The sequence below is a fragment of the Roseibium sp. FZY0029 genome (genome assembly GCF_036350355.1).
In the GTDB taxonomy this organism is placed as follows: domain Bacteria; phylum Pseudomonadota; class Alphaproteobacteria; order Rhizobiales; family Stappiaceae; genus Roseibium.
On sequence record NZ_JAZDVZ010000003.1, the window covers coordinates 143344 to 168913 of the forward strand.

At 57.6% G+C, this 25570-nt stretch carries 14 protein-coding genes; 7 read left to right on the top strand and 7 right to left on the bottom strand.

Annotation, left to right across the window (positions count from 1 at the left end; translation table 11 throughout):
* Window positions 1–373 precede the first annotated feature (373 nt).
* Entirely contained in the window at window positions 374–799 is a 426-nt protein-coding gene (locus V1T76_RS09155; RefSeq protein ID WP_330560362.1) for a PaaI family thioesterase, read from the bottom strand.
* Between the two features lie 158 nt (window positions 800–957).
* Here V1T76_RS09155 and V1T76_RS09160 point away from each other — a divergent pair, with 158 nt between their 5' ends.
* The gene (locus tag V1T76_RS09160) at window positions 958–1956 is read left to right on the top strand and encodes a hypothetical protein (protein ID WP_330560363.1); all 999 of its coding nucleotides are present in this window, start codon (window positions 958–960) and stop codon (window positions 1954–1956) included.
* Between the two features lie 112 nt (window positions 1957–2068).
* On the opposite strand, the gene bmt is transcribed toward V1T76_RS09160, so the two are convergent.
* Window positions 2069–3097, bottom strand: coding sequence for a betaine--homocysteine S-methyltransferase (gene bmt, locus V1T76_RS09165; RefSeq protein WP_330560364.1), 1029 nt, complete (start codon window positions 3095–3097; stop codon window positions 2069–2071).
* Window positions 3098–3477: 380 nt separating this feature from the next.
* Between bmt and V1T76_RS09170 the strand changes: the two genes are divergently transcribed.
* The 3 genes from V1T76_RS09170 to V1T76_RS09180 all read left to right on the top strand — a co-directional run bounded on the left by V1T76_RS09170 (window position 3478) and on the right by V1T76_RS09180 (window position 14379).
* Window positions 3478–5016: a trimethylamine methyltransferase family protein gene (locus V1T76_RS09170; RefSeq protein WP_330560365.1), complete on the top strand. Its 1539-nt coding sequence runs from the start codon at window positions 3478–3480 to the stop codon at window positions 5014–5016.
* 370 nt (window positions 5017–5386) lie between these two features.
* The gene (locus tag V1T76_RS09175) at window positions 5387–12997 is read left to right on the top strand and encodes an SDR family NAD(P)-dependent oxidoreductase (protein WP_330560366.1); all 7611 of its coding nucleotides are present in this window, start codon (window positions 5387–5389) and stop codon (window positions 12995–12997) included.
* A gap of 26 nt (window positions 12998–13023) precedes the next feature.
* Complete coding sequence (locus V1T76_RS09180; protein ID WP_330560367.1) at window positions 13024–14379, top strand: aminotransferase class I/II-fold pyridoxal phosphate-dependent enzyme; 1356 nt, start codon at window positions 13024–13026, stop codon at window positions 14377–14379.
* Window positions 14380–14451: 72 nt separating this feature from the next.
* Here V1T76_RS09180 and V1T76_RS09185 read toward each other — a convergent pair whose 3' ends face one another.
* From V1T76_RS09185 to V1T76_RS09205, 5 genes are all read right to left on the bottom strand, one after another.
* Window positions 14452–15261: an SDR family NAD(P)-dependent oxidoreductase gene (locus V1T76_RS09185; protein ID WP_330560368.1), complete on the bottom strand. Its 810-nt coding sequence runs from the start codon at window positions 15259–15261 to the stop codon at window positions 14452–14454.
* 20 nt (window positions 15262–15281) lie between these two features.
* Window positions 15282–17021, bottom strand: coding sequence for a capsular polysaccharide export protein, LipB/KpsS family (locus tag V1T76_RS09190; RefSeq protein WP_330560369.1), 1740 nt, complete (start codon window positions 17019–17021; stop codon window positions 15282–15284).
* Window positions 17018–18097 (bottom strand): capsular biosynthesis protein, encoded by a 1080-nt coding sequence (locus V1T76_RS09195; protein WP_330560370.1) that lies wholly within the window; start codon window positions 18095–18097, stop codon window positions 17018–17020. Before V1T76_RS09195 ends, V1T76_RS09190 begins: the two co-directional genes overlap by 4 nt.
* A 226-nt stretch (window positions 18098–18323) precedes the next feature.
* Window positions 18324–19673 carry a capsule biosynthesis protein gene (locus tag V1T76_RS09200; protein WP_330560371.1) on the bottom strand — a complete coding sequence of 450 codons (1350 nt, stop codon included), beginning with the start codon at window positions 19671–19673 and terminating at the stop codon, window positions 18324–18326.
* 73 nt (window positions 19674–19746) lie between these two features.
* Window positions 19747–20877 carry a polysaccharide biosynthesis/export family protein gene (locus tag V1T76_RS09205; protein WP_330560372.1) on the bottom strand — a complete coding sequence of 377 codons (1131 nt, stop codon included), beginning with the start codon at window positions 20875–20877 and terminating at the stop codon, window positions 19747–19749.
* A 321-nt stretch (window positions 20878–21198) separates the two neighbouring features.
* On the opposite strand from V1T76_RS09205, the gene V1T76_RS09210 reads away from it, so the two are divergent.
* The 3 genes from V1T76_RS09210 to V1T76_RS09220 all read left to right on the top strand — a co-directional run bounded on the left by V1T76_RS09210 (window position 21199) and on the right by V1T76_RS09220 (window position 25569).
* Window positions 21199–22299, top strand: a complete 1101-nt coding sequence (locus V1T76_RS09210; protein ID WP_330560373.1) for an AGE family epimerase/isomerase — start codon at window positions 21199–21201, stop codon at window positions 22297–22299.
* A gap of 136 nt (window positions 22300–22435) precedes the next feature.
* Window positions 22436–23347 (top strand): bifunctional methylenetetrahydrofolate dehydrogenase/methenyltetrahydrofolate cyclohydrolase FolD, encoded by a 912-nt coding sequence (gene folD, locus V1T76_RS09215; RefSeq protein WP_330560374.1) that lies wholly within the window; start codon window positions 22436–22438, stop codon window positions 23345–23347.
* Between the two features lie 365 nt (window positions 23348–23712).
* Entirely contained in the window at window positions 23713–25569 is a 1857-nt protein-coding gene (locus tag V1T76_RS09220; protein ID WP_330560375.1) for an autotransporter assembly complex protein TamA, read from the top strand.
* Window position 25570 lies beyond the last annotated feature (1 nt).

Below are 25570 nucleotides of genomic sequence, written 5' to 3' on the forward strand. Positions count from 1 at the left end.
CAGAATGAGCGTCAAGCACCTTATATTCGACAGTGCTCTTAATTTCTTATATTTTTCAATACGTTAAAAAAACGGTATCATAATACCGCATAAATTTGCCTTTTTAAACGCCTCAACACCCCTCGATTCCAGGCAACCCGCGTCTTCAGGAGCGTCCTCCCCCTAAAATTGAGCAGTATTGCGGTGGCTTTTGGCCTCGAACCAAACCTGAAAATTGCGCTGCGGCCTTTTATTGAAACGAGACCAGCTCTGTCGAAAAGCGAATGATCGCCCTACACGGCGGTTCCTTCTTGAGAGGAACCGTTTTGTTGAATTGACAGAACTCGACTTCTGCCGAGCGAACCGGGGTCAACACCAACAAGACAATGCGCAGTCAGCGCGGCGGAACGGAATAGGTTGCCGTCGCGTGGGCAACGAGCTCTTCCTGCCCCTCACCGGCAATTGCGCAATCAACCACCGCAAGACGCTTGCCGAGCTTAAGAAGCCGGCACGTGGCCAGAAGATCCCCCACGTCCGGTTTGCGCAGGAAATTGATGTTCAGGTTTGTGGTGACTGCAAGCGCGACCGGGCCGATGTGAGCCAGAATCACGACATAGGCGGCAAGGTCGGCAAGAGCCATCATTGAGGGACCGGAAACGGTGCCACCTGGCCTCAGATGCAACTCATTTGCGGACAGACGCACCACCGCCTCTCCGGGCGAGACACTGTCGATCGCGTAAACGCGCCCACCGGCATGAATTTGCGGGAACTCCCTGTCCAGCATCTCCATGATTTCAGGCCCTGTCATAACCGGCGTCATTCAGCCCCTCCCTATCCTTCTCTTTTTCAACCTATAATCTGATTTTATCTTACGTTTGCGTCAATTTGTTTCTTGGGCAAAACCAATTCCGGTCACACAAGTGCCTCACTTCCAGCCGTTGTCGGGTTGTGTTCATTTTCAGACAAAGGGGTCTTCTGTTGACCAAACTGATTGCAGCCTTGCGCAAAGTCTTTTCCGTTCGCGGCCTGCGCTGCTTGCCACCGTTTTTAGCAGTGGTGTCCGCCGCAACCTTCCCTCAGGCCGCCTTGGCCGAGATCAAGCATTATCTCTACACAAGCGAGGGCGCGTTTTCCCAGACACGGAAACTGCTGGAAAACCCTCAGATTTCCGGCGTTCAGATCCTTTACAACTGGCGAATGCTCGAACCAGAAAAAGGGCGTTACGACTTCTCGGCAATCGAACGCGACCTGGCCATTGCAGAAAAGTATGACAAGGCATTCTTCCTTCAGCTTCAGGACCGTTTTTTCCGGGAAGACGCCCGCTACGTGCCAGACTACCTTCTGGAGGCCCCTGTCTATGCAGGAGGCCTGGCCCGCCAGGTCGATGACGGCGAGGCAAAGGAACCGAAGCCGGAAGGGTGGGTCGCCATTCAGTGGAACGAAGCCGTACGCGGGCGGTTTCAGGCCCTTCTGAATGCGCTGGCGGAAAATTTCGACGGCCGCATCGAAGGCCTCAATCTGCCGGAAAGTGCCGTGAACATCGATCAGCGCAAGGATGAAACAGGATTCACCTGTGATGCCTATTTCAATGCGACCCTGGAGAACATGGCCTTTGCCCGAAGCGCCTTCCAGAAGTCGCAAGTGGTGCAATACATAAACTTCTGGCCCTGCGAATGGGCAAACAGCGAAGGCTACATGCAGCGCAGTTTTGAGAAGGCAGCAGAACTGGGCATTGGTCTGGGTGGGCCGGACATCGTGCCAAACCGAAAGGCGCAGATGAAAAACTCCTACCCTTTCTTCCACCAGTATCAGGACAAATTGCCGGTGATCGCGATGGCGATTCAGGAGCCCACCCTGCAATACGTCAATCCGGACACGGGCAAGGCGTTTACCCGGTCGGAATTTGTCGAATATGCCACCGGATATCTCGGTGTCGACATCATCTTCTGGAGCACGTCGGCTCCTTGGCTGCAGTGAAGCCAGCAGCACGATTGCAGCTCTTTCGCAGTTCGTGAACCGGACGAAAAAAGCCCTCGCTTCTGGCTGTCTCCAGAAGCGAGGGCTTTGTTATTCAGCTGACAGGCGGCCTCTAACCGCGCCGGCGGCCCCTGCGCCGTCCGGAACCAGAGGCATCGTTTTCCGCGCGGGCTGCGTCAGCTTCCTTGTTCGGTGGGGACACAAGCGGGCCGATTTCGGCAATAACCTCATCGAGCGTGGGCCGGACGCCTGCCTGATGCGCATCGACAGCCGCACGCATTGCCGCGAGATGGACTGGCGACGTGCCGCAGCAACCACCGACAATCCGCGCGCCCGCATCGAGTGCCATATGGGCGTATTTTGCCATCAGTTCCGGGGTGCCCGTGTAAATCACCTCATCGCCCTTGATCTGAGGAATGCCACAGTTGGCTTTCGCAACGACGATGGCATCCGGATAGGCTTCAGTGATGTCCATGATGGCCGCCAGCAGATCCGAGGCGCCGACACCGCAATTGGAACCGATTGCAACGGGCGTACAGGCAAATTGCGCCTGAAGGTCGCCGAGCCCCTTTGGAGAAAGACCCATCATTGTCTTGCCGGCCGTGTCGAAACTGGCGGTAATGACCAGAGGCACGTCGAAATTCTGCGCGGCTTCCGCGGCCGCCTTCATCTCTTCGACGGCAGACATGGTTTCCACCCACAGAATGTCGGCGCCACCTGCCACAAGCCCTGCCATCTGCTCCTTGAAGGCAGCGACACCCTCTTCGTAGCTGAGCGCACCGAGAGGTTGAAAAAGCTCCCCCGTCGGTCCGACAGACCCGCCGATCAGAACCGTGCGCCCTGAGGCTTCCGCAACATCCCGCGCCAGTTTTACGGCGGCAATATTGAGTTCCCTCACGCGGTCTTCCGACTTGTGGAGCTTCAGCCGATGACGATTGCAGCCGAAGGTGTTCGTCAGAATGATATCGGATCCGGCATCGACAAAGGACTTGTGAAGCGCGGTGATCTTTTCCGGTTCGTCAATGTTCCACAGTTCCGGTGCATCACCGGAAACCAGGCCCATTTCAAACAGATTGGTTCCGGTTGCACCGTCGGCAAGCAACGCTCCCTTTTTTGCAAGAAGCTCTTCAAGCTTGGACATTCAGTCGTCTTTCGTCTGTTGGTGTGATTTGTTCCCGATACAGGGCTTGTTCCTGCAATAGCAGATCACGGAAGGAAATCCATACGCAGCCATTTTCTTCCAAGGCGCCCGGCCGCGCTTGCGGTGGCCGGTTGAGCCCTTTTTACAGCGGATCGCTCCGCTGAAAGATGGCAGAGCCCTGTCTGAAACGAACGTCTTCCCTCGCCTGCCTGCCCTTTCCGAAATCACTTTTAAGGGGCCAAAGTCAATGGACTTTCCAGCCAAAATGAAGCAACAAAGCGCCATGACGCTTTTACGGTATTGTGCGACGGTTATGGAGCCGGGTTGTCAGGGCTCCTGAGAAAGACTAAGCGCAACCAAACTCATCTTGGGAGCATAAGATGTCAGACGCCGCCCCATCTGGCCGTCGAGGAAGAAGCGCACGCCGCGAACGCCGGCAAGCCGGCCCCGCCAGCCTGGCCATTCCATATATTTCGCGCAACATTCCGAACTTCGACATTCTGAGCGACGAAGGCGCGGAACGGATCGAAGCCAATACCGACCGTATCCTTGCCGAAATCGGCCTTGAATTCCGTGACGATCCGGAAGTCATCAGCATCTGGAAGGAAGCGGGTGCCGAAATCGACGGCGAACGCGTCCGCTTTCCCAAAGGCATGCTGCAGGAGCTGGTGAAAACGGCTCCCTCGCAATTCACCCAGCACGCGCGCAATCCTGCCCGCAACGTTGAGATTGGCGGCAACAATCTCGTCTTTGCTCCGGTCTACGGGCCTCCCTTCGTCACCGATCTCGACAAGGGCCGGCGGTATGGCACGATTGAAGATTTCCGCAACTTCGTGAAACTCGCCTACATGTCGCCCTGGATGCACCATTCCGGAGGCACCGTGTGCGAACCTGTCGACCTGCCGGTCAACAAGCGCCATTTCGATATGGTCTATTCCCATATCAAATACTCTGACAAACCGTTCATGGGCTCCGTCACCGCGCCGGAGCGCGCCGAAGATTCCGTCAAAATGGCGCAGATCACCTTCGGAGAGGAGTTCGTGGACCAGAATTGCGTGATGATCCAGTTGATCAATGCCAATTCACCTCTGGTCTATGATGCGACCATGCTTGGCGCTCTCAAGGTCTACGCCCGGCACAACCAGGCCTGTATCGTTTCACCGTTCATCCTGGCTGGCGCCATGAGCCCGGTGACGGTTGCCGGTACGCTGTCGCAGGTGCTGGCCGAAGCTCTGGCAGGCTGTGCGCTGACCCAGTTGATTCGTCCCGGTGCTCCGGTCGTATTCGGTGCGTTCGTCAGCTCGATTTCCATGCAGTCCGGCGCTCCGACCTTTGGCAGCCCGGAAGGCTCCCTGCTTCTCAATGGTGCTGCAAAGCTCGCGCGCAGGCATAATCTGCCATTCCGCTCGGGCGGCTCGTTCACAGCCTCGAAGACCCCGGATGCCCAATCCGCGCAGGAATCGGCCCAGACCATTCTGGCCACAGTGCAATCCGGTGTGAATTTCTGTCTGCATGCGGCCGGATGGCTGGAAGGCGGCCTGTGCTCGTCTTACGAAAAATTCGTGATGGATGCGGATCAACTCGGCATGATGCATGTGCTGGCCAAGGGCATCGAGATTTCTGATGAAACCCTTGCGATGGACGCGCTTCAGGAAGTCGGGCCCGGTGGTCACTTCCTTGGGGCCGCACACACCCAGCGCAATTTCGAGAGCGCTTTCTTCAGGTCCTCCATCGCGGACAACAACTCCTATGAGCAGTGGCTCGCCGATGGGCAACTGAATGCCGCGCAACGGGCCAACGCCCGCTGGAAAGAACAGTTGGCGGGCTATACCGGCCCTGAACTGGACCCAGCCATTGACGAGGCCCTGATAGCGTTCATGACCGAGCGCAAAGCCTCCTTCCCAGACAGCAACGTCTGACACTCTGCTCAATAAACCAGCAACGCCCCGCGATTTCGCGGGGCGTTTGTTTTCATGGTGAATTTCTAAATCTGCTCTTGCAAAGCTGCCACGCTTTTTAACAACACTCAGAAGAACTACGTTTTTTTATGTATGTAGCCTTTTCCAGCAATTCTGCATGGGATAAAGGTTGCCAAACCCTGCGTTCGCAAGGTAGCTGGAAACGCTGTTTGGCATGGGATAAGCTTACGCAAGGCAGCACTGGGACTGGGTCGCGCCGGTCTTCGAATTATCTCGAGGGAGCTTGCACGAATGACTGTTTACAATTTTTAAGTTTCCTCATGTAACTCAATAGCTTGACTGTTCCTAACTAATAAAAACAGGTTGTTCTGTGGCGTCGCTTACATCAAACATCGATATTCTTGGTTATTCTACTCGGCTCCCCGGCGCCAATGATTCTGCCGAATTCTGGTCGCTATTGAAAAACGGCAAATGTGCCGTCACAACAGTATCCAATGACCGCTGGCCCCTTGCCCGGTTCGGCCACCCGGTTCAAAGCACTTCGGGCAAAAGCTACACCTGGGCCGCCGGTCAGCTCGATGACGTCTGGGGATTTGACCCGTCATTTTTCGGTGTCTCCCCGCGTGAAGCCGTGCAGATGGATCCGCAGCAGCGCCTGCTGCTGCAGCTGGTCTGGGAAGCTCTGGAGCACGCGAACATCCGCCCGAGCGACCTGGCGGGATCAAATACCGGCGTCTATGTAGGTGCGTCCTCACTGGATTACCACCATCGCTTCCTGGTCGATCCGGCCATGGCTGACATGCAGTTCATGACCGGCAACACGCTGTCGATCGTTTCCAACCGTATTTCCTACATCTACGACCTTCGTGGCCCGAGCTTCACGGTCGACACCGCCTGCTCCTCGTCCATCGTTGCCCTGCATGAAGCTGTTTCGGCCATTGAGTCCGGTCAGATAGACACCGCCATCGTCTGCGGCGTCAGTCTTCTGCTCAGCCCGTTCGCCTTCGTCGGCTTCTCCCGCGCCACGATGCTGTCTCCGACCGGCCTGTGCCAGGCGTTCGATGCCAATGGAGACGGTTACGTGCGCTCGGAAGGCGGTGCAGTTGTTGTTCTTCGCGCCGCCCGTGCGGGCATCCCGCAAGGCGCAAAAAGCCACGGCAAGCTTCTGGCAACCGGCATCAACGCAGACGGACGAACCGTCGGCTTGTCGCTGCCCTCCCCCTACGCACAGGCAGATCTTCTGCGCGAAATCTACGAAGGCCTGGAAATCAATCCGGAGGACCTCGCTTTCGTTGAGGCGCATGGCACAGGGACCCGCGTTGGTGATCCCGCGGAAGCTGACGCTCTTGGCAAGGTTATCGGCCAGAAGCGCGAAAAGGCGCTGCCCATCGGGTCTGTGAAGACCAATGTCGGTCACCTTGAGCCTGTGTCGGGCCTCGTCGGTCTTCTGAAGGCGCTGATGGCTCTGCGGGAAGACCTGCTGCCGCAGTCGCTTCACTTCAGAAATCCCAACCCGGATATTCCCTTTGACGAGCTGAACCTCAAGGTCGCCGGCGAAAACATTGCCCTTGAGCGCGACGGCAACCGCAGACTTGCGGGCGTCAATTCCTTCGGCTTTGGCGGTACCAATGCGCACGCCGTTATCGGCGATCCGGACCCCGTCATCGACGCAACTTCAGCGGCACCGGTCGAAGCGCCGCTCGTGATCAGCGCCCGGTCCAAAGAAGCCCTGCAACAACTCGCCGGAAAATTTGCCGACCGTCTAGACAGCGAAGCGGATGAAACCGCGGGGAACGTCATTGCCTCGAGCGCTCATGGCCGCGACCTGCTGTCCGAGCGTCTGGTCGTGCTCGGCAAGACGAAAGCCGAAAAACTCGACGCACTGCGTTCGTTCGCCGAAACCGGCGATGAAAATAACGATCTGGTGTCTGGAAGCGTCATCAAGGCAAACGCGAAGGTTGGGTTTGTCTTTTCCGGGAACGGCTCTCAGTGGGCCGGCATGGGTCAGGAAGCCTATCAGGCCGATACGGCGTTCCGGACCGCTTTCGACAAGGTCGACAAGATATTCATGGGCCTGAGCGGATGGTCTCTCGTCACGACGCTTTTTGCAGAAGACCTTGAATCCGATCTCGAGCGCTCTGAGATCGCCCAGCCGCTTCTGTTCGCAATTCAGGTCGGGATTGTGGAATCCTTGCGCCAGCGGGGCATTACCGCAGCCGGTACAGCGGGCCATTCGGTCGGCGAAGTGGCCGCTGCCTGGTGCGCAGGTGCTCTGGACCTCGAACAGGCGGTACGCGTCATCCGTGCCCGTTCCAGTGAACAGGAAGTCGTTCGCGATCTTGGGTCGATGGCGGCCCTGCTTCTGCCGGCGGACCAGGCGGTTGCCGCGATCAAGGAAAGCGGTCTGCCGAAGCTTGAGCTCGCCGCAGACAACAGCCCGCGCAGCGTCACCATTTCCGGCGACAGCGAAAGCCTCGATGCATTCGCAAAATTTGCCCGCAAGAAAAAATGGGCCATGCGCCGCCTCAACCTGGCGTATCCCTTCCACAGCGCCCTGGTCGACCCGATCGAGAAGCCGCTTCTGGCTGCACTGGAAGGCCTTTCGCCCACCGCCGCTTCCCTGCCGTTTTATTCGACCGTCACGCCGGATGAGCGCGATGTGTGCGTTGATGCCGAATATTGGTGGCACAATGTCCGTCAACCTGTCCGCTTTGCTGCCGCTATGGAAAACATGGCTGCGGATGATTTCTCCGTCCTGATCGAGATCGGTCCGAAGCCTGTCCTCGGCACTTATGTGAACGATGTTCTCCGTGCGAAGGGCAAAAAGGCCAAGGTGCTGGAGACGCTGAAGGAACCCTCCAAAAAGGCGGTTGCGAGCCAAGGCAATCCGCTCGACCGGATTGCAGCGTCCGTTCTCGCCCATGGCGGTCAGACCGATCTGGTCCGTTTCGTCGGGGAACGGCCGGGTCATCTGGCTCCTCTGCCGTCCTATCCTTGGCAGAATTCCGAGTATCGTCCGGAAAACAGCCCCGAGCGCGTCGATTTCATGTTTGGCCAGACCTGGCCGCTGCTCGGATACCGGCTGCGACAGGATACGGCCGAGTGGTTCAGCCATATCGACAGCGGCTCCCTGCCCTTCCTGCAAGACCACAAGGTCGAGGAAAGCATCGTCTTTCCGGCTGCGGGCTACATCGAGATGAGCCTGCGCGCCGCGCTCCGCTGGAGCCGGAGCGACCAGATCGAACTGCGCGATTTCGATATTCTGCGGCCGCTGGTGATCGAAGGTGATGAAGTGTGGGAGACCCAGGTCCGCATTTCGCCCGATGACCATGTGATCGAGATCCTGTCGCGTCCGCGCCTTTCCGACAATGACTGGTCGCTGAACGCCCGCGGAACTTTTCTGACGCCCTCGACGACATCCAGAACCCCATGGGTGAAGACAGGTGACGGCGTCGTTTCAGAACTCGATCACGAGACACTTTATACGGTCACCAAGAGCTTCGGCCTGAACTATGGGCCAGCGTTCCGCCGTGCCGAGAAAGTCGTCAAGCACTCGAACACCAGTGCTACCGTGACGTTGCTGCCGCAGGACGAGAGCCTGGCCGAATACTCCTTCTCTCTCTGTCCGACGTTGGTGGATGCCGGTTTCCACGGCCTGTTTGCGTTGCTGGACGGCGTCAAAGATGTGCCGCAAAACACCTCTTTCCTGCCGATCCGTCTCGGCACCTTGCGTCTTCTGGCACCGGAAACCCTTCCGGCTTCCGTGCGCATCGAGGTGACCAAGGCCTCACCGCGTTCGATCGAAGCAAGCTTCGAGTTCCTGGACGCCGAAGGCCTAGTAATCGCCCGCCTCACCAAAACCCGCTTCAAAGCAGTAACCCTTGGTCAGGACACGCGCCCCGACGATCTCGTCTACCGGCAGATTGCGACGCTATTGCCTGCGCAGGACCGCGTCTCCCCGCTTCAGGAAACTTTTGAAGGTTTGCCAGCATTGGCCGGCAATCTCGATCTGCTGGGCTCGGACGACCAGGAACTCGACGACAGCAGGGTTCTTATCGAAGCTCTTGGCCGTACGATTGCGCACAAGGCACTTTACGATCTCTTTGCGGATCGACAGGTCGTCCTTGGCGCGCTCGTCGAAGCTGGAGAGTTGCACGAAAGCGCAATCCCTCTGGCGGCAAGCCTTTTCGGCTGGCTGGTCGAGAGCGGCGTGTGCACGGAAAGCGACGACGGTTTCGAGCTGTCTGACCCGTCTGGCAACCCGGATGCATCCGAGCTTCTGCAAGCCCTGACCGATGGTGGCGGCGAGCATATTGCCGAAGCAGCCTTGCTGGCGCGCCTTTGGACCGGTTTGCCAGATATTCTCAAGTTCGGCCTGCAGGAAGCATCCGGCAAGGAATATTCTTCAAGCCTGTTCGAGGCCTACCGCACCTCGTCTCCGGCAAAACGCGCTCTTTCATCCGCCTTGCAGGCGGGCGTTGAAAGCCTGATCACCGGCTGGCCAAGTGACCAGGCACTCAGAGTGCTTCTGGTTGGAGCCAACAGCGGAGTTGCGGCAGCAATCGACGCTGCGCTCGATCCGACATACATGGCGCTGACTGTGACGGATGCTACATCGTCTGCAGTCGGTCGCGGTGAGCGGCTTTGGCAGGGCAGCTCGGCGACGGAGTTCGTCGAACCGGGAGAGATTTCCTTCACCTTCGACAGGCATTTCGACATCGTATTGTTCGATACGTCTCTTGCCGAAATCGACGCCGATACGCTGAAGCGTTTCACGAAATCCATCGTCCCTGGCGGGCTTGTGCTGGGTGCAGAGCCGCTGCCGCACCCGCTCACCGACCTCATCATGGGTGTCGGTTCTTCGTGGTGGGACGAAGGCGCAACTGCCGAATTCCCGATTTCGAAACAGCAGGCAGACTGGACAAAGGCGCTGGAAGCTGCAGGCCTGACGGACGTTCAGACCGTGCCGCTGAAGAGCGCATTGATAGAAGCTGATCTGATCTGCGCGCGTGCAGGCGAGCGTGCCGAGGAAGTGGCGGACAATACAGGCGAGGAAGCACCGGAAGCTGAGGCCGAGCAGAAAAAATACCTGCTTCTGACCAGCTCCGAGGGCGCGTCTCACCGCCTTGCAGAAGGCCTGAAGGCCTGCCTGAACCGTAAAGGGCATGCGGCCACTCTTCTGGTTCCAGGAGAAGTTACAGAACAACTCGGCGACGACATCTGGAGCGTTGCGCTTGGCGATAAGGGCGACGCCCACGCGCAAGACGACGCGCTCAACGCACTCGTCGCGGAACACAATGGCCGTGTCGTTCATCTGCTTGGCGCCTATGCTGCTCCGGCCGATGCTCTCGCCTCCGTCGATAGTCGTGCGTTCAGCCTGATGACCCTGCTCAAGGCACTGGGTCCAAATGGTGGTGAATTCACGCTTCTGGCGCCCGCCGGTGCACAGGATATCGCAGGCGGCAAACCCGCTGCACCCGAGCAAGCCGGTATCTGGGCTTTCGGCCGCGTGGTCATGAACGAATACCCGGACGCGAACCTGAAGCTGATCGACGTTTCGCCGGATCTGGAACCGGGGATAGCCGCCGCCCGTGTGGCCGACGAAATCCTGGTTGCCAATTGCGAACGGGAAATCGTTCTCGACAGCAAGACCCGCTCCGGCATCCGCCTTGTCAAGGGTGGTGTCCTTTCAAGCGTCACGTTGCCGGAAGGCGCAAAACCGGCCATGCGGCTGGATATTCTGCGCCAAGGGTCCCTGGACCAGCTCGCCTGGCATGCCGTTGAGCGCAAGCCGCTCGAAGGCAAGGATGTGGAAATCGCCGTTGAAGCCAGCGGCCTCAATTTCCGCGATGTGATGTGGGCACTTGGCCTGCTCCCGGAAGAAGCACTCGAAGATGGCTTTGCCGGACCGACACTGGGCATGGAATGCTGCGGTCATGTTGTGGGCTGCGGTCCGGACGTGACGCGGTTCCGACCGGGCGACAAGGTCATCACCTTCGCTCCGGCCTGCTTTGCCTCTCATGTTACCGTCGACGAAAGTGGCTGCGCACCGATGCCGAGCACGGTTTCCGCAGAAGAAGCCGCGACCATCCCGGTTACATTCCTCACAGCCTATTATGCCCTTGTGCATCTGGCAGCCCTCTCCGAGGGCGAGACGGTCCTGATCCACGGCGGCGCCGGTGGTGTCGGCCTGGCAGCCTTGCAGATCGCCAAATGGCGCGGTGCTAAAATCATCGCCACTGCCGGATCGGAAGACAAACGCAACACGCTGAAACTGCTTGGGGCCGACGTTGTTCTGGATTCGCGGAGCCTGGCGTTCGTTGATGCCGTCATGGAGGAAACGTCCGGCGAAGGCGTCGACGTGGTTCTCAACTCGCTGTTTGGCGAGGCTATGGAACGCAGCATCGAGGTTCTAAAACCGTTCGGCCGCTTCCTGGAACTGGGCAAACGCGATTATTACGGCAATACCCGCATCGGCCTGCGTCCGTTCCGACAGAACCTGACCTACTTCGGCATCGACGCCGACCAGCTTCTAACGCGTCAGCCCAAACTGGCCGTCGATCTGTTCGTCAAGCTTGTCGAACTCTTCGAAGCCGGAACGCTACGGCCCTTGCCGCATCGCCTCTTCGAAGCGGCAGATGTGGTCGATGCATTCCGCCTGATGCAGCAGGCCGGACATATCGGCAAGATCGTCATCCGCCCGCCGGCAGTTCCCGAAAACGTTCCGACCAAGCGTGAAATCTCGTTTGACGGCGACGCAGTCTATCTTGTTGCCGGCGGTTTCGGCGGCTTCGGTGCGGCACTGCTTCATCGCCTTGCCGACCATGGCGCAAAATCGCTTGCGGTTCTCAGCCGCCGAGGCGCTTCCAGCGAAGAAGCTCAGGAAGTCATCGAGCAACTGTCCAAGCGCGGTGTCTCCATCAAGGGCTATGCTTGCGACATCACCGACGAAGCTGCTGTCAAGAAAGCGCTTTCGGAGATACGGGTCGACGGACGTCCGGTCAAAGGCGTGTTCCACACTGCAATGGTACTGAATGACGTTCTGATCGCCAACATGGATCACGACGGCCTGACCAGAGTTCTGGCCCCCAAGGTGCGCGGCGCGGAGCTTCTGGACAGGCTGACGGCTGACGATCCGCTCGACCATTTCGTGCTGTACTCGTCCGCCACGACGCTTGTCGGTAATCCCGGGCAAGCCAACTATGTTGCCGCCAACGGTTACCTGGAAGGGCTTGCACGCAAACGCCGTGCCGAAGGCCGTCCGGGGCTTGCCGTTGCCTGGGGAGCAATCTCCGATGCCGGCTATCTTGCCCGCAACGAAGATGTCAACGAGATGCTGTCCCGCAAGCTCGGACGCCACGCCCTGACCGCCAAGGAAGCACTCGATGGCCTGATGGCGCTTATGGTGCAGCCGTCACAGGAAAACATCGGCCTTGCCGCACTTGGCTATGCCCGTATCGATTGGCAGGCAGCGCGGAAAGATCTGGCTCTCGTCGGCACGCCTCTGGTCGGTTTGCTCGGTCTTGGAGACGAAGACGAAACCGGTGCGGATGGAGCGATCAACCTGGCAGCCATGCTGGAAGGGATGGATCAGGTCACCGCCGCGCAGACAGTTGCAAAGCTCCTGGCTGCGGAAATCGGCAAGATCCTGCGAATTGCTCCCGAAGAAATTGATCCGCACAAGCCGCTGTCCGATATCGGCATGGACTCTCTGATGGCACTTGAACTGCGCATGAGCGCGGAACGCCAGCTTGGCATCGACATTCCGTTGATGTCACTGGCGAACGGTGCAACTCTGATCGACTTGTCTGGCCGAGTTGCCAACCGGGTTCTGGGCGAAGAAAATGCCTCCGGAATTTCGGATGAGGCCCAGCAACTCGCAAGCCTGCATGTGGATGACCAGCGTCAAGAAACGGAAGACCTTTCCGATATCGCCACTGAAGTTGAGAACAAGAGCCGCGAACTTGGTTCGTTCCTGTAAGCGGCCTCATAAAAGGAATGACTGGTATGGGCGCTGATGATCGCGCCAAGCTGATGGACAGCTTGAAAGCCAACCGCCGTTCAGCGCGCGGACGAACGGCGTCTTCGACGTCGCGTCCGCAACCAGCGCCGAAGCGCAAAGTCTATGATTTCAAGGAGCTTCCGCAGGTCAAGCAGTTGCAAATGCACCGGGCTGCGGCGGACATGATGGGCATTGAAAACCCGTTCTTCCGGCCGCACGACGGGCTTGCTGCAGGAACGAGTTTCATCAACGGCAGCAACTACGACAATTTCGCCTCCTACAACTATCTTGGCCTCAACGGGCATCCCAAGGTCAATGAAGCTGCAAAAGCCTATGTCGACAAGTTCGGCACCAGCGTTTCCGCAAGCCGGATTGTTGCGGGTGAACGGCCGTTCCATGCAGAGCTGGAAGCAGCCCTGGCCAGAATTCACGGCGTCGAATCAGCGATCGTGATGGTGTCAGGGCACGCCACAAACGTCACGACAATTGGCCACCTGGTACACAAAGGCGATCTGGTTCTGACAGATTCCTTTGTCCACAACTCCATCGCCGAAGGCGTTCGCTTGTCCGGCGCCACCCGCATGAATTTTCCGCACGATGACCTCGATGCATTGGAAAAGATGCTCGCAGATCATCGGCACAAGTTCGACAAGGTACTGGTTGTCGTGGAAGGTCTCTATTCGATGGATGGAGATTTCCCGGATCTGAAACGTGTCGTGAAGCTTAAACAGGCCTACGACGCCTGGCTGATGGTTGATGAAGCCCATTCCATCGGCGTTCTCGGCAAGACCGGCAAGGGCATTGCCGAACATTTTGGAATAGATCCCACGGAAGTCGAGATCTGGATGGGCACCCTCTCCAAGACCTTCTCGTCCTGTGGTGGCTATATCGCCGGATCAAAGGTGCTGTGCGACTACCTCAAGGTATCGGCTCCGGGTTTCGTGTTTTCCGTCGGCCTTTCCGCTGCGCTTGCCGGGGCGGCGATTGCCTCTGCAGAACTGCTTGAGCAGGAACCGGAGCGGGTGGAAAAACTGCAGAAGAACGGCGCTCTCTTCCTCAAGCTCGCCAAGGAAGCCGGACTGAATACCGGCCCTAGTGCCGGCTATGCGGTCGTTCCGGTGATCGTTGGCGATTCTGCAAGTGCGGCAACGCTTTCCAACCGTTTGCTTGCAAAGGGAATCAACGCTCTTCCGATCATTTTTCCAGCAGTTCCGGAAAAGTCCGCGCGCATCCGGTTCTTCATCACGAGCCAACATACCGAAGACCAGATCCGTCGTGCCGTTGAAACCACCGCTACGGAACTGGACGCCATGCGTGCAGACGGAACAGCCGTTGACAGGCTGATCAAGGCGACACGCTAAACTTAAAGCGGGTGGTCCCCTGGCGGGATTCCCGGACACGGCGTCTTTGTCGTGTCCGGACTGATCCAGAAGCTACTTGTCCGTACCTTCCCGGTAGCGCGGATCCTGATCGATCGTCACCTCAAAACCGCCCATGAACAGATCTCCGATCCTTGTCGGTAACAGGTTTTGAAGCCGAATTCCCCAGGCAAGCAAAAACGGAAATGCGTAAAACGGCTTGCGTCGTTCGATGGCTCGCCGCATCAACATTGCGGCTTTCGAGGCCGGCATTTCAAAAGGCTTTGCCCCCTTGTGGCGGGCCGACATTGGTGAGGTGACGAAGCCCGGGCAGATGATCGTCACAGAGACACCGAAGGGCTTCAACCAGCCACGCAGCGAATGGCCATAGCCAATAAGCGCTGCCTTGGAACCGCTGTAACTCGGCATATCCGGCAAGGCGCGCATTCCTGCCAGTGAGGAAATGAGCACCAGCTGTCCCTTGCGGCGTTTCTGCATCCCATCGACGACACCGGAAATGGTGTTGACCACGCCGCGGTAGTTCACGTCGATCTGCCGATCACTGTCTGCGTCCGATTCCCGCGTTCTGTCCGGACCGAGCCCTGCCGTAACGCCGGCATTTGCAATAACCAGATCCAGCGGATGCCGCTTGTCCAGATCGCTCAGGTAACCGTGCAGTGCGTCGCGGTCACGAATGTCGACAGCGCTGATTTCTCCGTCAGCGCCAAGCGCGCGGATTTCCTTCAGAAGCGCATCAAGCCGCGCTTGGTCGCGGGCAATCAGGGCGAAATAAATGCCAGGGCCGGCGAATTCACGCGCAAGCGCCTGACCTATGCCTCCACTGGCACCGGTCAGTACGATGACCTTTTGCGTTTCACCTGCCATTCTCGCCTCTCCCATAAGGATTAGATTCCAAGTTTTCTACCCAGCCAAGACGAATGCCGCTTGATCGAGTTCACCAGAAGATGGCGCTTGTCCGTCCGCTGCTCTGCAAGTCTCGTTACCAGAAATTCAGGCGTGCACGGCAACAGGGACACCGGATCGATCGTACGGGCGTATTTTACAAGCGCCAGATAGACCAGTTCGGGCAGCGTGCGGTTCCTGCCCCTGCCCTCTATTGCCGTCAGGTCTTCGCAAAGCCCCCAACCTGCATAAAAGGGCGCTCCATGAACGCACACCTTCTTGCCTCTCAACAGGGCTTCGAAGCCAGATAGCGACGAAAAGGTCTCAATGACGTCCACGGCCTCGATGAGATCGATGATATTTGCGTCTTCAGCAATGTCATCGGCGTATTGCAGAGCGGTCTCGCGAGGCACACGCCCCTTGCGCAAACCTGTTTCGACATCGGGATGCGGTTTGAATACCAGAAACGCGTCCGGGTGACGATCGCGCGCGAGACGCAACAGATCTAGATTGACATTCGGGGTGTTGGCGCAATCGATTGTCGCAGACCTGGACTTCCTGATAGCCGCATCGTCAGCCACCTGCCCTGGAACAAGGATCTTTTCCCTGTCGGCCGGATAGGTAAATTCCTGCGATTTGCCGAAATTGTATTTCGAAACCCGAGCGCGAATGATGAGGTCGATCAGCGCTTCGCCCCGCTGCCGTTCGGCAGGCGAAAGCTCGTATTCCTTCAACAGAACTTCGAGCCGACTGGGCCGTGAAGGGTCATAGTAGATCCCGAGATCATCGACCGCCAGCATTGCACCTCTCGCGAGGCCAGCGCCTAGACCGACAGAACGCAAAAAGCCATCCTCAATGCGCGACAGCGGCACTGCATTGCGTTTGCAAAGCGTCTCGAAGGCCGGATCGGTTCGACCTGCCCAGGAGTATATGTGCCCACCATCGGTTCGGGCAGCTGATACGCCGTCCTCCTGGGTATCGTGAAACGTGACAGCCCCGCCTTTTCCGGAAAAGGTGGCGTTGATGGAGGGATGGTTCCAATACTGCGCGCCGTAACAATGCGCGGGTACCGAATTTTCCTGCCAGTGCTTCTGCATCAGCGTGAAGACCTCTAATGCGTCTTCAGCGCGCAGAAGATCTTTCGTATAAGGCGAGAACCAGGCGGTACGGCGCGAAAGAAGCCAGTTCAACAGGTCGTCGATGGCTATCTGCTCATGAGCCGCCTTTTGCAAAAGTTCGCGCCAGAACGCCACGTCCTCAGATTGATTTTCTCCGCCAGCCAGGATCTGCTCCAGATAAAGCCCATCGACACCCAGCCTTGTGGTTTCGCCCGCCGCCGTGCAGGAAAGCGACTGCTCACGCCATATCCTCGTGAAGTCGCAGACCGACGCGTTGTTTTCACCCGCTTTGTTGAACTGCCGGAGCAGCGCGTCACAGGCAGCGCCTATCAGTGACCGATCTTTCTTCTCCGGATTTTTCACCGGCACCAGAATGAGGCTGGACGGAAGGCGACGGGCTTGAGGCGGTGTTGGCCCCTCCAGAATCAGGAGTGCTCCACCGGCATCAGAAGTCGCCTTGCCGGTCGGATCGGCATTCCTCAGCCAGCTGGCTTGAAACGGTTTGGCGCCGATGCCCTCAACAAGTCCAGCCTCTACAGCCGCCCGCAGTCGATCTGCCAATGGACGAAGGTCAGGGTCGACGATCTTGACCATCGTCCCTTGCCGTTTCAACCGACCGATCATAACGGCACCCCAAGCGAACGCGCCTTTGCGAGCCTCGGCGGCGGATCGACAAAGGCCCCGAAGGCATTCAAGTCCCTTGAAGCAACCTTGCGGGCGATATTGTCCGCGGCAACCGACACACCTTCGGCATTGTGGATCGACCCGCGTACCTGTGTCGAAGCTGCAAGAGCCTGGATGTATGCAGAAAGCAGGTCTTTGTCCGGATAGTCCGGGTCACGCCAGAAGGTTGCGAGATCGGCCTGGTGGGTCAGGCCAGCGATGTCATAGTGGGCCGGTACCAGTGTTTTCACCGGCAGGCCAGCTTGCAAGGCTTCGAGGCCGGCAGTTGAATTCAGTGTCACGACACCCAGGGCTTCTTCAAATGGCTTTGCGAGACCTCCGCCATCGAGAAAATGAACCCTGCCCCCAACGCCAAAGCGGTCCGCCAACCTTTTTGAAACACCCGGCCAGTCTTCAAAGCCGACATCAAGAGGGTGGCTTTTCAGAACAATATGGACGTCTTCCGGCGCTTCTTCGCCCAAGGATTTGAACACGATCGAAAGTACCTGTTCGAAACTGTCAAATGGCGAATGTCTACGAAGCTGGAAATCACCTTCAAGCTGTAATGGCAGAACGTAGTAGCGAACCGCTTTTTCCCGCAAAGCTGCCAGCAGGCGTTCCGCAGCCTGGTTTCTCCGTTTTTCCGTTAATAGCCTCACCGCCCCCTTCAGATATTCCTGGATGGGCGGATAAATCGTATGGCGCTGGTAGGCCGGATACAGAGGCTTCAGAAACACATTCGTCAGATTGTAGACGACATCAGGCGCTGTCTGTAGCCAAAAGCTCGAAGGAAACTTTGGAGCGAGATCCACAGGCCCTGAGGCTTCGGCAACGCGCCTTATCAATGCAGGATCAGAGGGAAAGTGACTAAGGGTGGAAAGACCATTGCGTTCCAGCGTCATCCAGCCGGGCCGCAAAGCCCCAAGTTCCGTGACCGCGACATAGACATCCTGCTTTATGGCTTTTTCAATTGCGAGGCGATGGTAAAGGCGCTGATCTCCGTGCAGGACGAGATCCGTTATTGCGTGAGTGCGCATATAGCCTTCGATAAAGGCCGGCCAGTCGGACGCAGACTTCCTGTAGCTGACGCAGCCCTTTCCGTGCCAATGAAGCCAATCTCCCGCGCAGAAGTTGATCCGGTGAACACCGAAGCCCAGGGCTTTGAGACGATCCCCCGTCAGCTTGTAGAGTGGAGATAAAGGTCCTTGCAGAAAAAGAACTCGTCTTTCAGCGTTCGAGCGAGCTTCCGTAGCCGGAGAGTGCTCAGCCACGCCAGACATGCGTCCACCTTTCGGTCTTGCCGCGGCGTTCCAGCTGTTCGGAAAAGGTGGTCGCAATCCCTCTCGCTTGTGCTTTTCGCAAGCGCGGCGGTGTTTCGCAGAAGGCTTGTGGCAAATTTACCGTGCCGGCAATCATCCGCTCCGCCATGAGATCGGCGGCCGCTTCCCGTCCTTCCCTGGTATAGAAACACCCCTTGACCTGAATGGACGCTGCGAGCAGCCGTTCGAGCGCGTCCAGCAGTTCCTGATCCGGCATCGTCGGGTTCCGCCAGAAATCATCGAGAGGGTTCTGACAAGTCAGACCTGCGATGTCGTAAAGCGCGATCCCGAGAACTTTCGTGGGGCAATTCGCTCTGAGAGCGTGCAACCCGGTGGTGCTGTTGATCGTCAGGGAACCAGCTGCGTGTTCCAGAAGTCGGTTCAGGTTGCCCCCATCCACGAGCAACACACGCTTTTTCACCCGATACTTTTTGGCAAGTGTCCGCAGGATACGACCCCAAGGCTCCATGCCATTGTCCAGAGGGTGCACCTTGAAAACCAGGCGTGCCGAGGACGGGGCGTTTGCGGCAAACGACTTGATCACTTCTTCCGCTGCATCGGCGATATGGTCGTACTGGGAATTGTAGCGAAGCTGATAGTCGCTCTGAAGCTGGAGAGGAAAGACGTAATAGGGCAAGCCGGTTGCGATGATATCATCGATCACGTGGTAGGCGTGCCTGTTGCGGCTCTTTGCCCGTGCGAACCGCGGAATGTTGCTCAGGTAATCGATGAGCGGATGATACAGTTTATCGCGGACATATCGGGGATAGGACAACGCAAAGATCACGTTGGCCATATTGTAGGTGACCTCGTTCACCGCTTCGTTGATGAACGGGTATTTATAGAGTGGCTGACGGTCGATGTCCGGAAGGCTGCTGCCCACCTGCATGATGAGTTTGGGATCGTCGGGAAACCTGGAATGTGCAGACATTCCGCATTGTTCCAGCGTTATCCAGTCCGGACGCAGATATCCGTTTTCAAAGGTCAGGCAGGTAATTCCGAGTTCCGCCCCCACTTCCGCCGCGGCCACGTGATACGGCACGCGGTCTGCGTAATAAACGATGTGGGTGATCTTCTGTTCCTGGCAGTAGGCTCGCAGCCAATCGGGCCAATTGCGCAAGGACCCTCTATAGGACGTGCACCTGCGGTCGTGCCAAGCGAGCCAGTCGCCGGCACACAGGTTGACCCTGCGTGTCGACGCTCCCGCCTTTTCAAGACTGTCGGCAATGGTTCGCGCAAAAACACCAGGCGGTCCTTGCAGAAACAGCACCACCATTGAACTGACTGAAACCATGCAATCTGCCAACCTACCGGCTTTAACGGCCCACTTTGTTTATCTGAGCCGTTAAATCTTCGTACGGCAACTGTTAATCCGTGATGTTACTTACCACAGAGTAGTTGCTTATGAGCGGCGCGATGATTTGCAGGAACTTGCCAAGCTCAGCAGTCGGATGGTTCGAAACGAACAGGATGTCCTTGTCCCGCATCTCGAATTTCTGCGACATGAAGAAACCTTTGGGGTCGCGAAGGCTCAACTTGTAGACAAGTGGCACGCTCTGTCTGCCGGTCAACTTGTCGGCAAGAAGCGGCTTAAGCTGCCGCACGAGTGCAGCGTCCTCGAAGCGGAACAGGAAAACGCCGTTCGCATCCGCACGGTCATCGCGCAGACCACCCACTGTCGCCAGGGCTTCGGCCATGGTCACCGTTTTTGTTTTGAACGGAACAAGCTGGTTGGCCTTGAGAGCTCCGAATGCGGAGAAAGTGCGCGGGCGGTGCGACAGCAAAATATTGTCGTTAGGAGCGACCAGAACGTTGTTTTCCGGATAATCGATCAGGTCTTCCAGACGGGTTGTGCCAGACCGGTTACCCCGTTTCAGGGTCACCACGGTTTCGTACGTCGCATCACGCGCGCCGCCTGCTTGCGCGACAAGGTCCAGCAGCCGCGTGTTTCGGAGCGGTAGCGGATAAACGCCAGGCTTTGCGACATCGCCGACGACAACAGCCGTGGAACTCAACTTGTCCCGAAGAGAAATGAGAACCTGAGGTTCAACGGCCTTCCCGACAAGTTTCTGCTGCACCGACTGGCGCAGACCTTCGATGCTCAGACCGGCTGCGCGGATACGACCAGCATAGGGGACGAATATGTAGCCGCTCTCGTCAACGACGGAGGGAATATTGCTCGAACCGCCGCCGCCACTGCTGAAAAGACCGTCTGGCGACGCTTCCCAGATTGTCACGTTCAACGTATCACCGACGCCAAGCAAGGTCGACGAACCGCCACTTCCCACCCCGTGGAACTGATTGGCGAACGCAAGCGGACGGTAATTCTTGATGGTGTCAATATTGGTGGGGTCAACAACGACGACGGTATAATCACCAGCCTGCGCGCTGTTCTCGACGTCTTGCGACGAAATATTTATCGCAGCCGGGCCTTCGCCCGGCAGGGCGGAGCATCCAAACAGAACTCCGGCAGCCGCCAATACTGACAAAAAACGCATTAGTACCCAATCCACCCAAATTGCTGCCAAGTCTGGTAACACCCTCTTGCAAGGTTGTCCAAGACGCATCGCAGCTTTCCCCGGGAGAAACCTCCCACCTGTGACTTTGCTGTAACACTACACCTGCTTTTCCTAGTGAATTGATAAAATTCCAATTTATCGTCTTCTGTTCGGCATGTGAGCGTCGATAATCAAAATGACCGTCCGAGCTTCCACCTTCTCTTTTCGGGGTATCTAATGACCGCAAGCAACCGGCACGACGACATTAACAACATAAAAAACCTATCGTCAGAATTAACAGGCTGGCTTCGGGATTCGGCCTTGCCACTCTGGTCAACCGCAGGCATCGACCAGCAAACCAACACAAGCCTTGATGTCATCGACCTCGAGACCCTTGCCGGACTTCCGGTGGTGCGGCGTGCAAGGGTCGTAAACAGGCAGATCTATTCGTTTCTAGAAGGCAAAAAACTCGGATGGTCCGGCCCGGCCGAGGACATCGCGACTTCGCTTTTCGATTGGTACACGACTACTTTTTTGATGCCGGAAGGACATTACGCCGCCAGCGTCGACATCGACAACAAGGTCACCGATCCAAGCTTCGACCTCTACAACCAGTCGTTTTCTCTTTTCGGCTTCGCGCAGATCGCTGCGAATGCACCGGCCCGCAGGGAGAGCGCTATAGATCATGCGGAGAATTTGCTGCACCACCTGATGACGACCTATCGCCATCCGGAAGCCGGTTTTGAGGAAGCCTCGCCCAGCCGGGTACCGCTGTGTTCAAACCCCCATATGCACATGTTCGAAGCTTGCCTTGCGTGGGAAACCGTTTCAGAAAACGCCGGCTGGGCAGACCTGGCCGATGAAATTGCCGAACTCGCCTTGACACGCTTCATTGATCCGGTTTCCGGAGGCCTGCGGGAATTCTTCAACAGCGACTGGACCCCGTTTGATGGGGATAAGGGCCGTGTCATGGAGCCTGGCCATCAGTTTGAATGGGCCTGGCTGCTGGCGAAATGGGGACAGTCGCGAAAGGACGCAGGTGCCTTGATCGCGGCACGCCGCCTTTACGATATCGCTTGGACTTACGGGATAGACGAAAGCCGCGGCGTTGCCTTCATGGCCCTGAACGACGATTTTTCCGTCCGTGATCCGATGGCCCGCCTCTGGGGCCAGACGGAATGGATCAAAGCGGCGATCGTCCTTGCAGAGGTTTCCACCGGCACGGAGAAGGATGCTTATCTTGCTGACATCCCGGAAGCCATCCGGGCGCTGCAGATCTACTTTGAAGGTGTTCCAGCCGGCCTCTGGCGCGACAAACTGGCGTCCGACGGAAGCTTTACCGACGAGGCTGCACCGGCAAGTTCGCTCTATCATATCGTCTGCGCGATTGCTGAACTCCACCACTTCGCGGAGACGCTTTGACCTGTCAGGGTGCCTCAAACAACTGACATGGCGAAACCAGAGCAGGAAAAGACGCATTCGGTCTTTTTCATTTCGAGACAGACCACTATAGCTTATCGCCGGTTTTAGATAAGTGCGCGACCAATGAGGAGGCCGAATGCCCAAGGCTCAGATCATCGATGGCAAGGCCATCGCGGAAAGTGTCAGGCAAGAAATCACCAACCGGGCAGCCAAGCTGCTGGAAACCAGTGGCAAACGCCCCGGTTTGGCGGTCGTCCTCGTAGGGGAAGACCCCGCTAGCCAGGTCTATGTACGCAACAAGGACAGGGCGGCGGAGGCCTGCGGCTTTCACTCGGTCAAACACACCCTGGCGGCCGATACCAGCGAAGCCGACGTGCTGGCGCTTGTCGACAAGCTCAACAACGACGCCGACATTCATGGCATTCTGGTGCAGTTGCCTTTGCCGGACCATATCGATGAAAGCAAGGTCCTGCGGCTGATCCGCCCGGAGAAGGATGTCGACGGCTTTCATCCGGTCAATGTCGGCCTGCTGACTGCGGGCGAGCGGGACAGCGCGCTGGTCCCCTGCACCCCGGCCGGCAGCCTCATCCTGCTGAAGCGCACCCTCGGCGGTACGCTCTCCGGACTTAACGCAGTGGTGGTCGGCCGCTCCAACATCGTCGGAAAACCCATGGCCAGCCTCCTGCTGCAGGAAAGCTGCACGGTTACAATCGCCCATAGCCGCACCAGGGATCTGCCGGATGTGGTTCGCTCGGCGGACATCGTCGTTGCAGCGGTGGGCCGGCCGGAAATGATCAAGGGCGACTGGATCAAGCCAGGTGCGACCGTTATTGATGTCGGTATCAACAGGATTCCGGCGCCGGAACTTGGCGAAGGCAAGTCGCGGCTTGTGGGCGATGTCGCATTTTCTGAAGCTGTCGAAGTTGCCGGTGCAATCACGCCGGTTCCTGGTGGCGTCGGCCCCATGACAATCGCCATGCTGATGGTCAACACCTTGACGGCTGCCCGCCGTCTACTTGGCCTTCCAGAGGAAGAAGCGCTTTTTTGAGTATTCACTCACTGACAAAAATACGCATGCAAGAAATAGCTGCTCGACCTATGAGCTCATCCTCTAAAGTGTTGTGCCACCTTCTCTCTTGAACTCGCTCCGGTGCCATGGTCTATCGTGTTTGTATTCGCTTAACCATGGCCCTTTAAGGTGTGTAACGTAGGGGCTGCAAAAGCAGATTGTTGAATTGCTCAGTGACCAGACGCAATTCAACATGCCAATTCAACAGGCGGCAGTGAGTGAAGGGTCTACCGTCTTGCAAGTCCGGCTTAGTCGTCGGCACGCGTTTCAACGCATTGTCTTCATTGGCAGCCTGGTTGGCTGGCGGTGTTTCTTTTGTTGCCTTGCGCCCGGTGGGTGCGAGCTTGGCCTGTGCCCTTCTTCTGGCAGGCTCCCTTCCCGCAAGTTCCTTTGAAATTTTCGGCTGGAAATTCTTCGAATCAGCGGAAGACGAAGCCAACGCGGTTCCCGATCCCCTGCCCTATGAAGCAGACCTTTCCATTTCCGATGGTGCCGATGACCTCACCGAGGAGTTGAAAGGTGCTTCACTGCTGATACAGCAGCAGAATAAGCCGCCCTCGGGTGAAGCCGGTCTGCTTGCACGCTCTCTTTCCGACCGGGAACGACTTGTTGCCCAACTCTATGCCGACGGCCGATACGGTGGCACTGTCGACATTACTCTTGCGGGTATTCCCCTGGAAACCGCTCTTGAGCAGAGCGACCTTCCGGATGAGCGCCCCGTGAAGGTGGAAATTCTGGTCAATCCGGGCCCGGTTTTCACCTTTGGCAACATCGATGTGTCTTCCGAGCACGGTGACCTTTCGACCGATCCGGCCTATTGGGGACTGACCAAGGGCGACGTTGCGGCCTCCGGCAAGATCCTCACGGCGGAAAAGCGCATGATCGGGGTTCTGCGGGATCGTGGATATCCGAAAGCTCGGATTGCTGAACGCAGGATCACCGCTGATCACAGCACCAAAACACTTGCCGTTACACTCATTGCCGACGCGGGCTACCAGGCCCGGTTCGGTCCTGTCACCGTCAAAGGTACGGAAGTTACCAAGCCGGACTTCGTCGTCCAGCAAGCGATGCTGCCGGTCGGAAGCGTCTATTCGCCTGAAGATCTCGCGCGGGCACGCAAGCGCCTGAACGAACTTGGTATCTTCTCGTCCATCCGTCTCGTGGAAGGAGAAATCGAAGGCCCCGACGGAACCATGCCGGTCACTATCGAGGTGAGCGAACGCAAGCGCCATGTCATTGGTGCCGGCGCTTCCTGGTCGAGCACCGAAGGCTTCGGTGTCGAATCCTATTGGCGGAGACGCAACCTGTTCGGAAGAGGCGAGCTGCTCTCCGTAGAAGGCTCTGTCGGCAGAATCGGCAATGAGAGCGTCCTCGACATGGAGTATTCCGCCAGAATTGCCTTTGAAAAGCCGGGCGTCTTCGGTCCACTTACAAGTTTTTCGACCAGCCTGCAGGCACGCCAGGAACACCCCGACGCCTACAAGAGCCGGTCAATCACGTATGACGCCTTTCTCAACCGGGAATTTTCAGAGCAGTTGAAGGGTCGCGCAGGAGCGGAAATCTACTACGCCAACGAGGAAGATGCCTTCGGAAATGAGGATTATCTGCTGGTTGGCCTGCCTGCTGAACTGACGTTCGACAATCGCGACGACAAGCTCAATCCGTCAAAGGGCGTCTTCGCAGCGCTGTTTGCCGAACCCGCTTATGATGCCCTGAACAGCAATCCGATGGGTTTCATCAAGGGGACTGTCTCCAGTTACTACGCGCTTGATGAAGCCAAACGCTTTATTCTTGCAGGCCGCGTCTCTACCGGCACCATTCTGGCGCCGTCCGTGGAATCCGTCCCTGCCAGCCGGCGTTTCATTGCAGGTGGTGGCGGCTCCATCAGAGGCTACGCCTATCGCAACGTTGGTCCACGCAAGGACGGCGAAATTATCGGCGGCCGCTCGATCATCGAGCTTTCCGGCGAAGTACGGGTTATGGTAACCGAAACCATTGGAATTGTTGGATTTGTCGACGCAGGCAATGCGTATGAAGACAGCATTCCCGATTTTTCCGAGAGCCTTAAGGTGGGCGTTGGCGCTGGTCTGCGCTACTTTACACCAATAGGCCCGCTTCGAGTCGATGCTGCGGTGCCTCTGGATCCGGAACAGGACGATCCGGACTTCGCCCTTTATGTCGGTTTGAGCCAGGCTTTCTAAC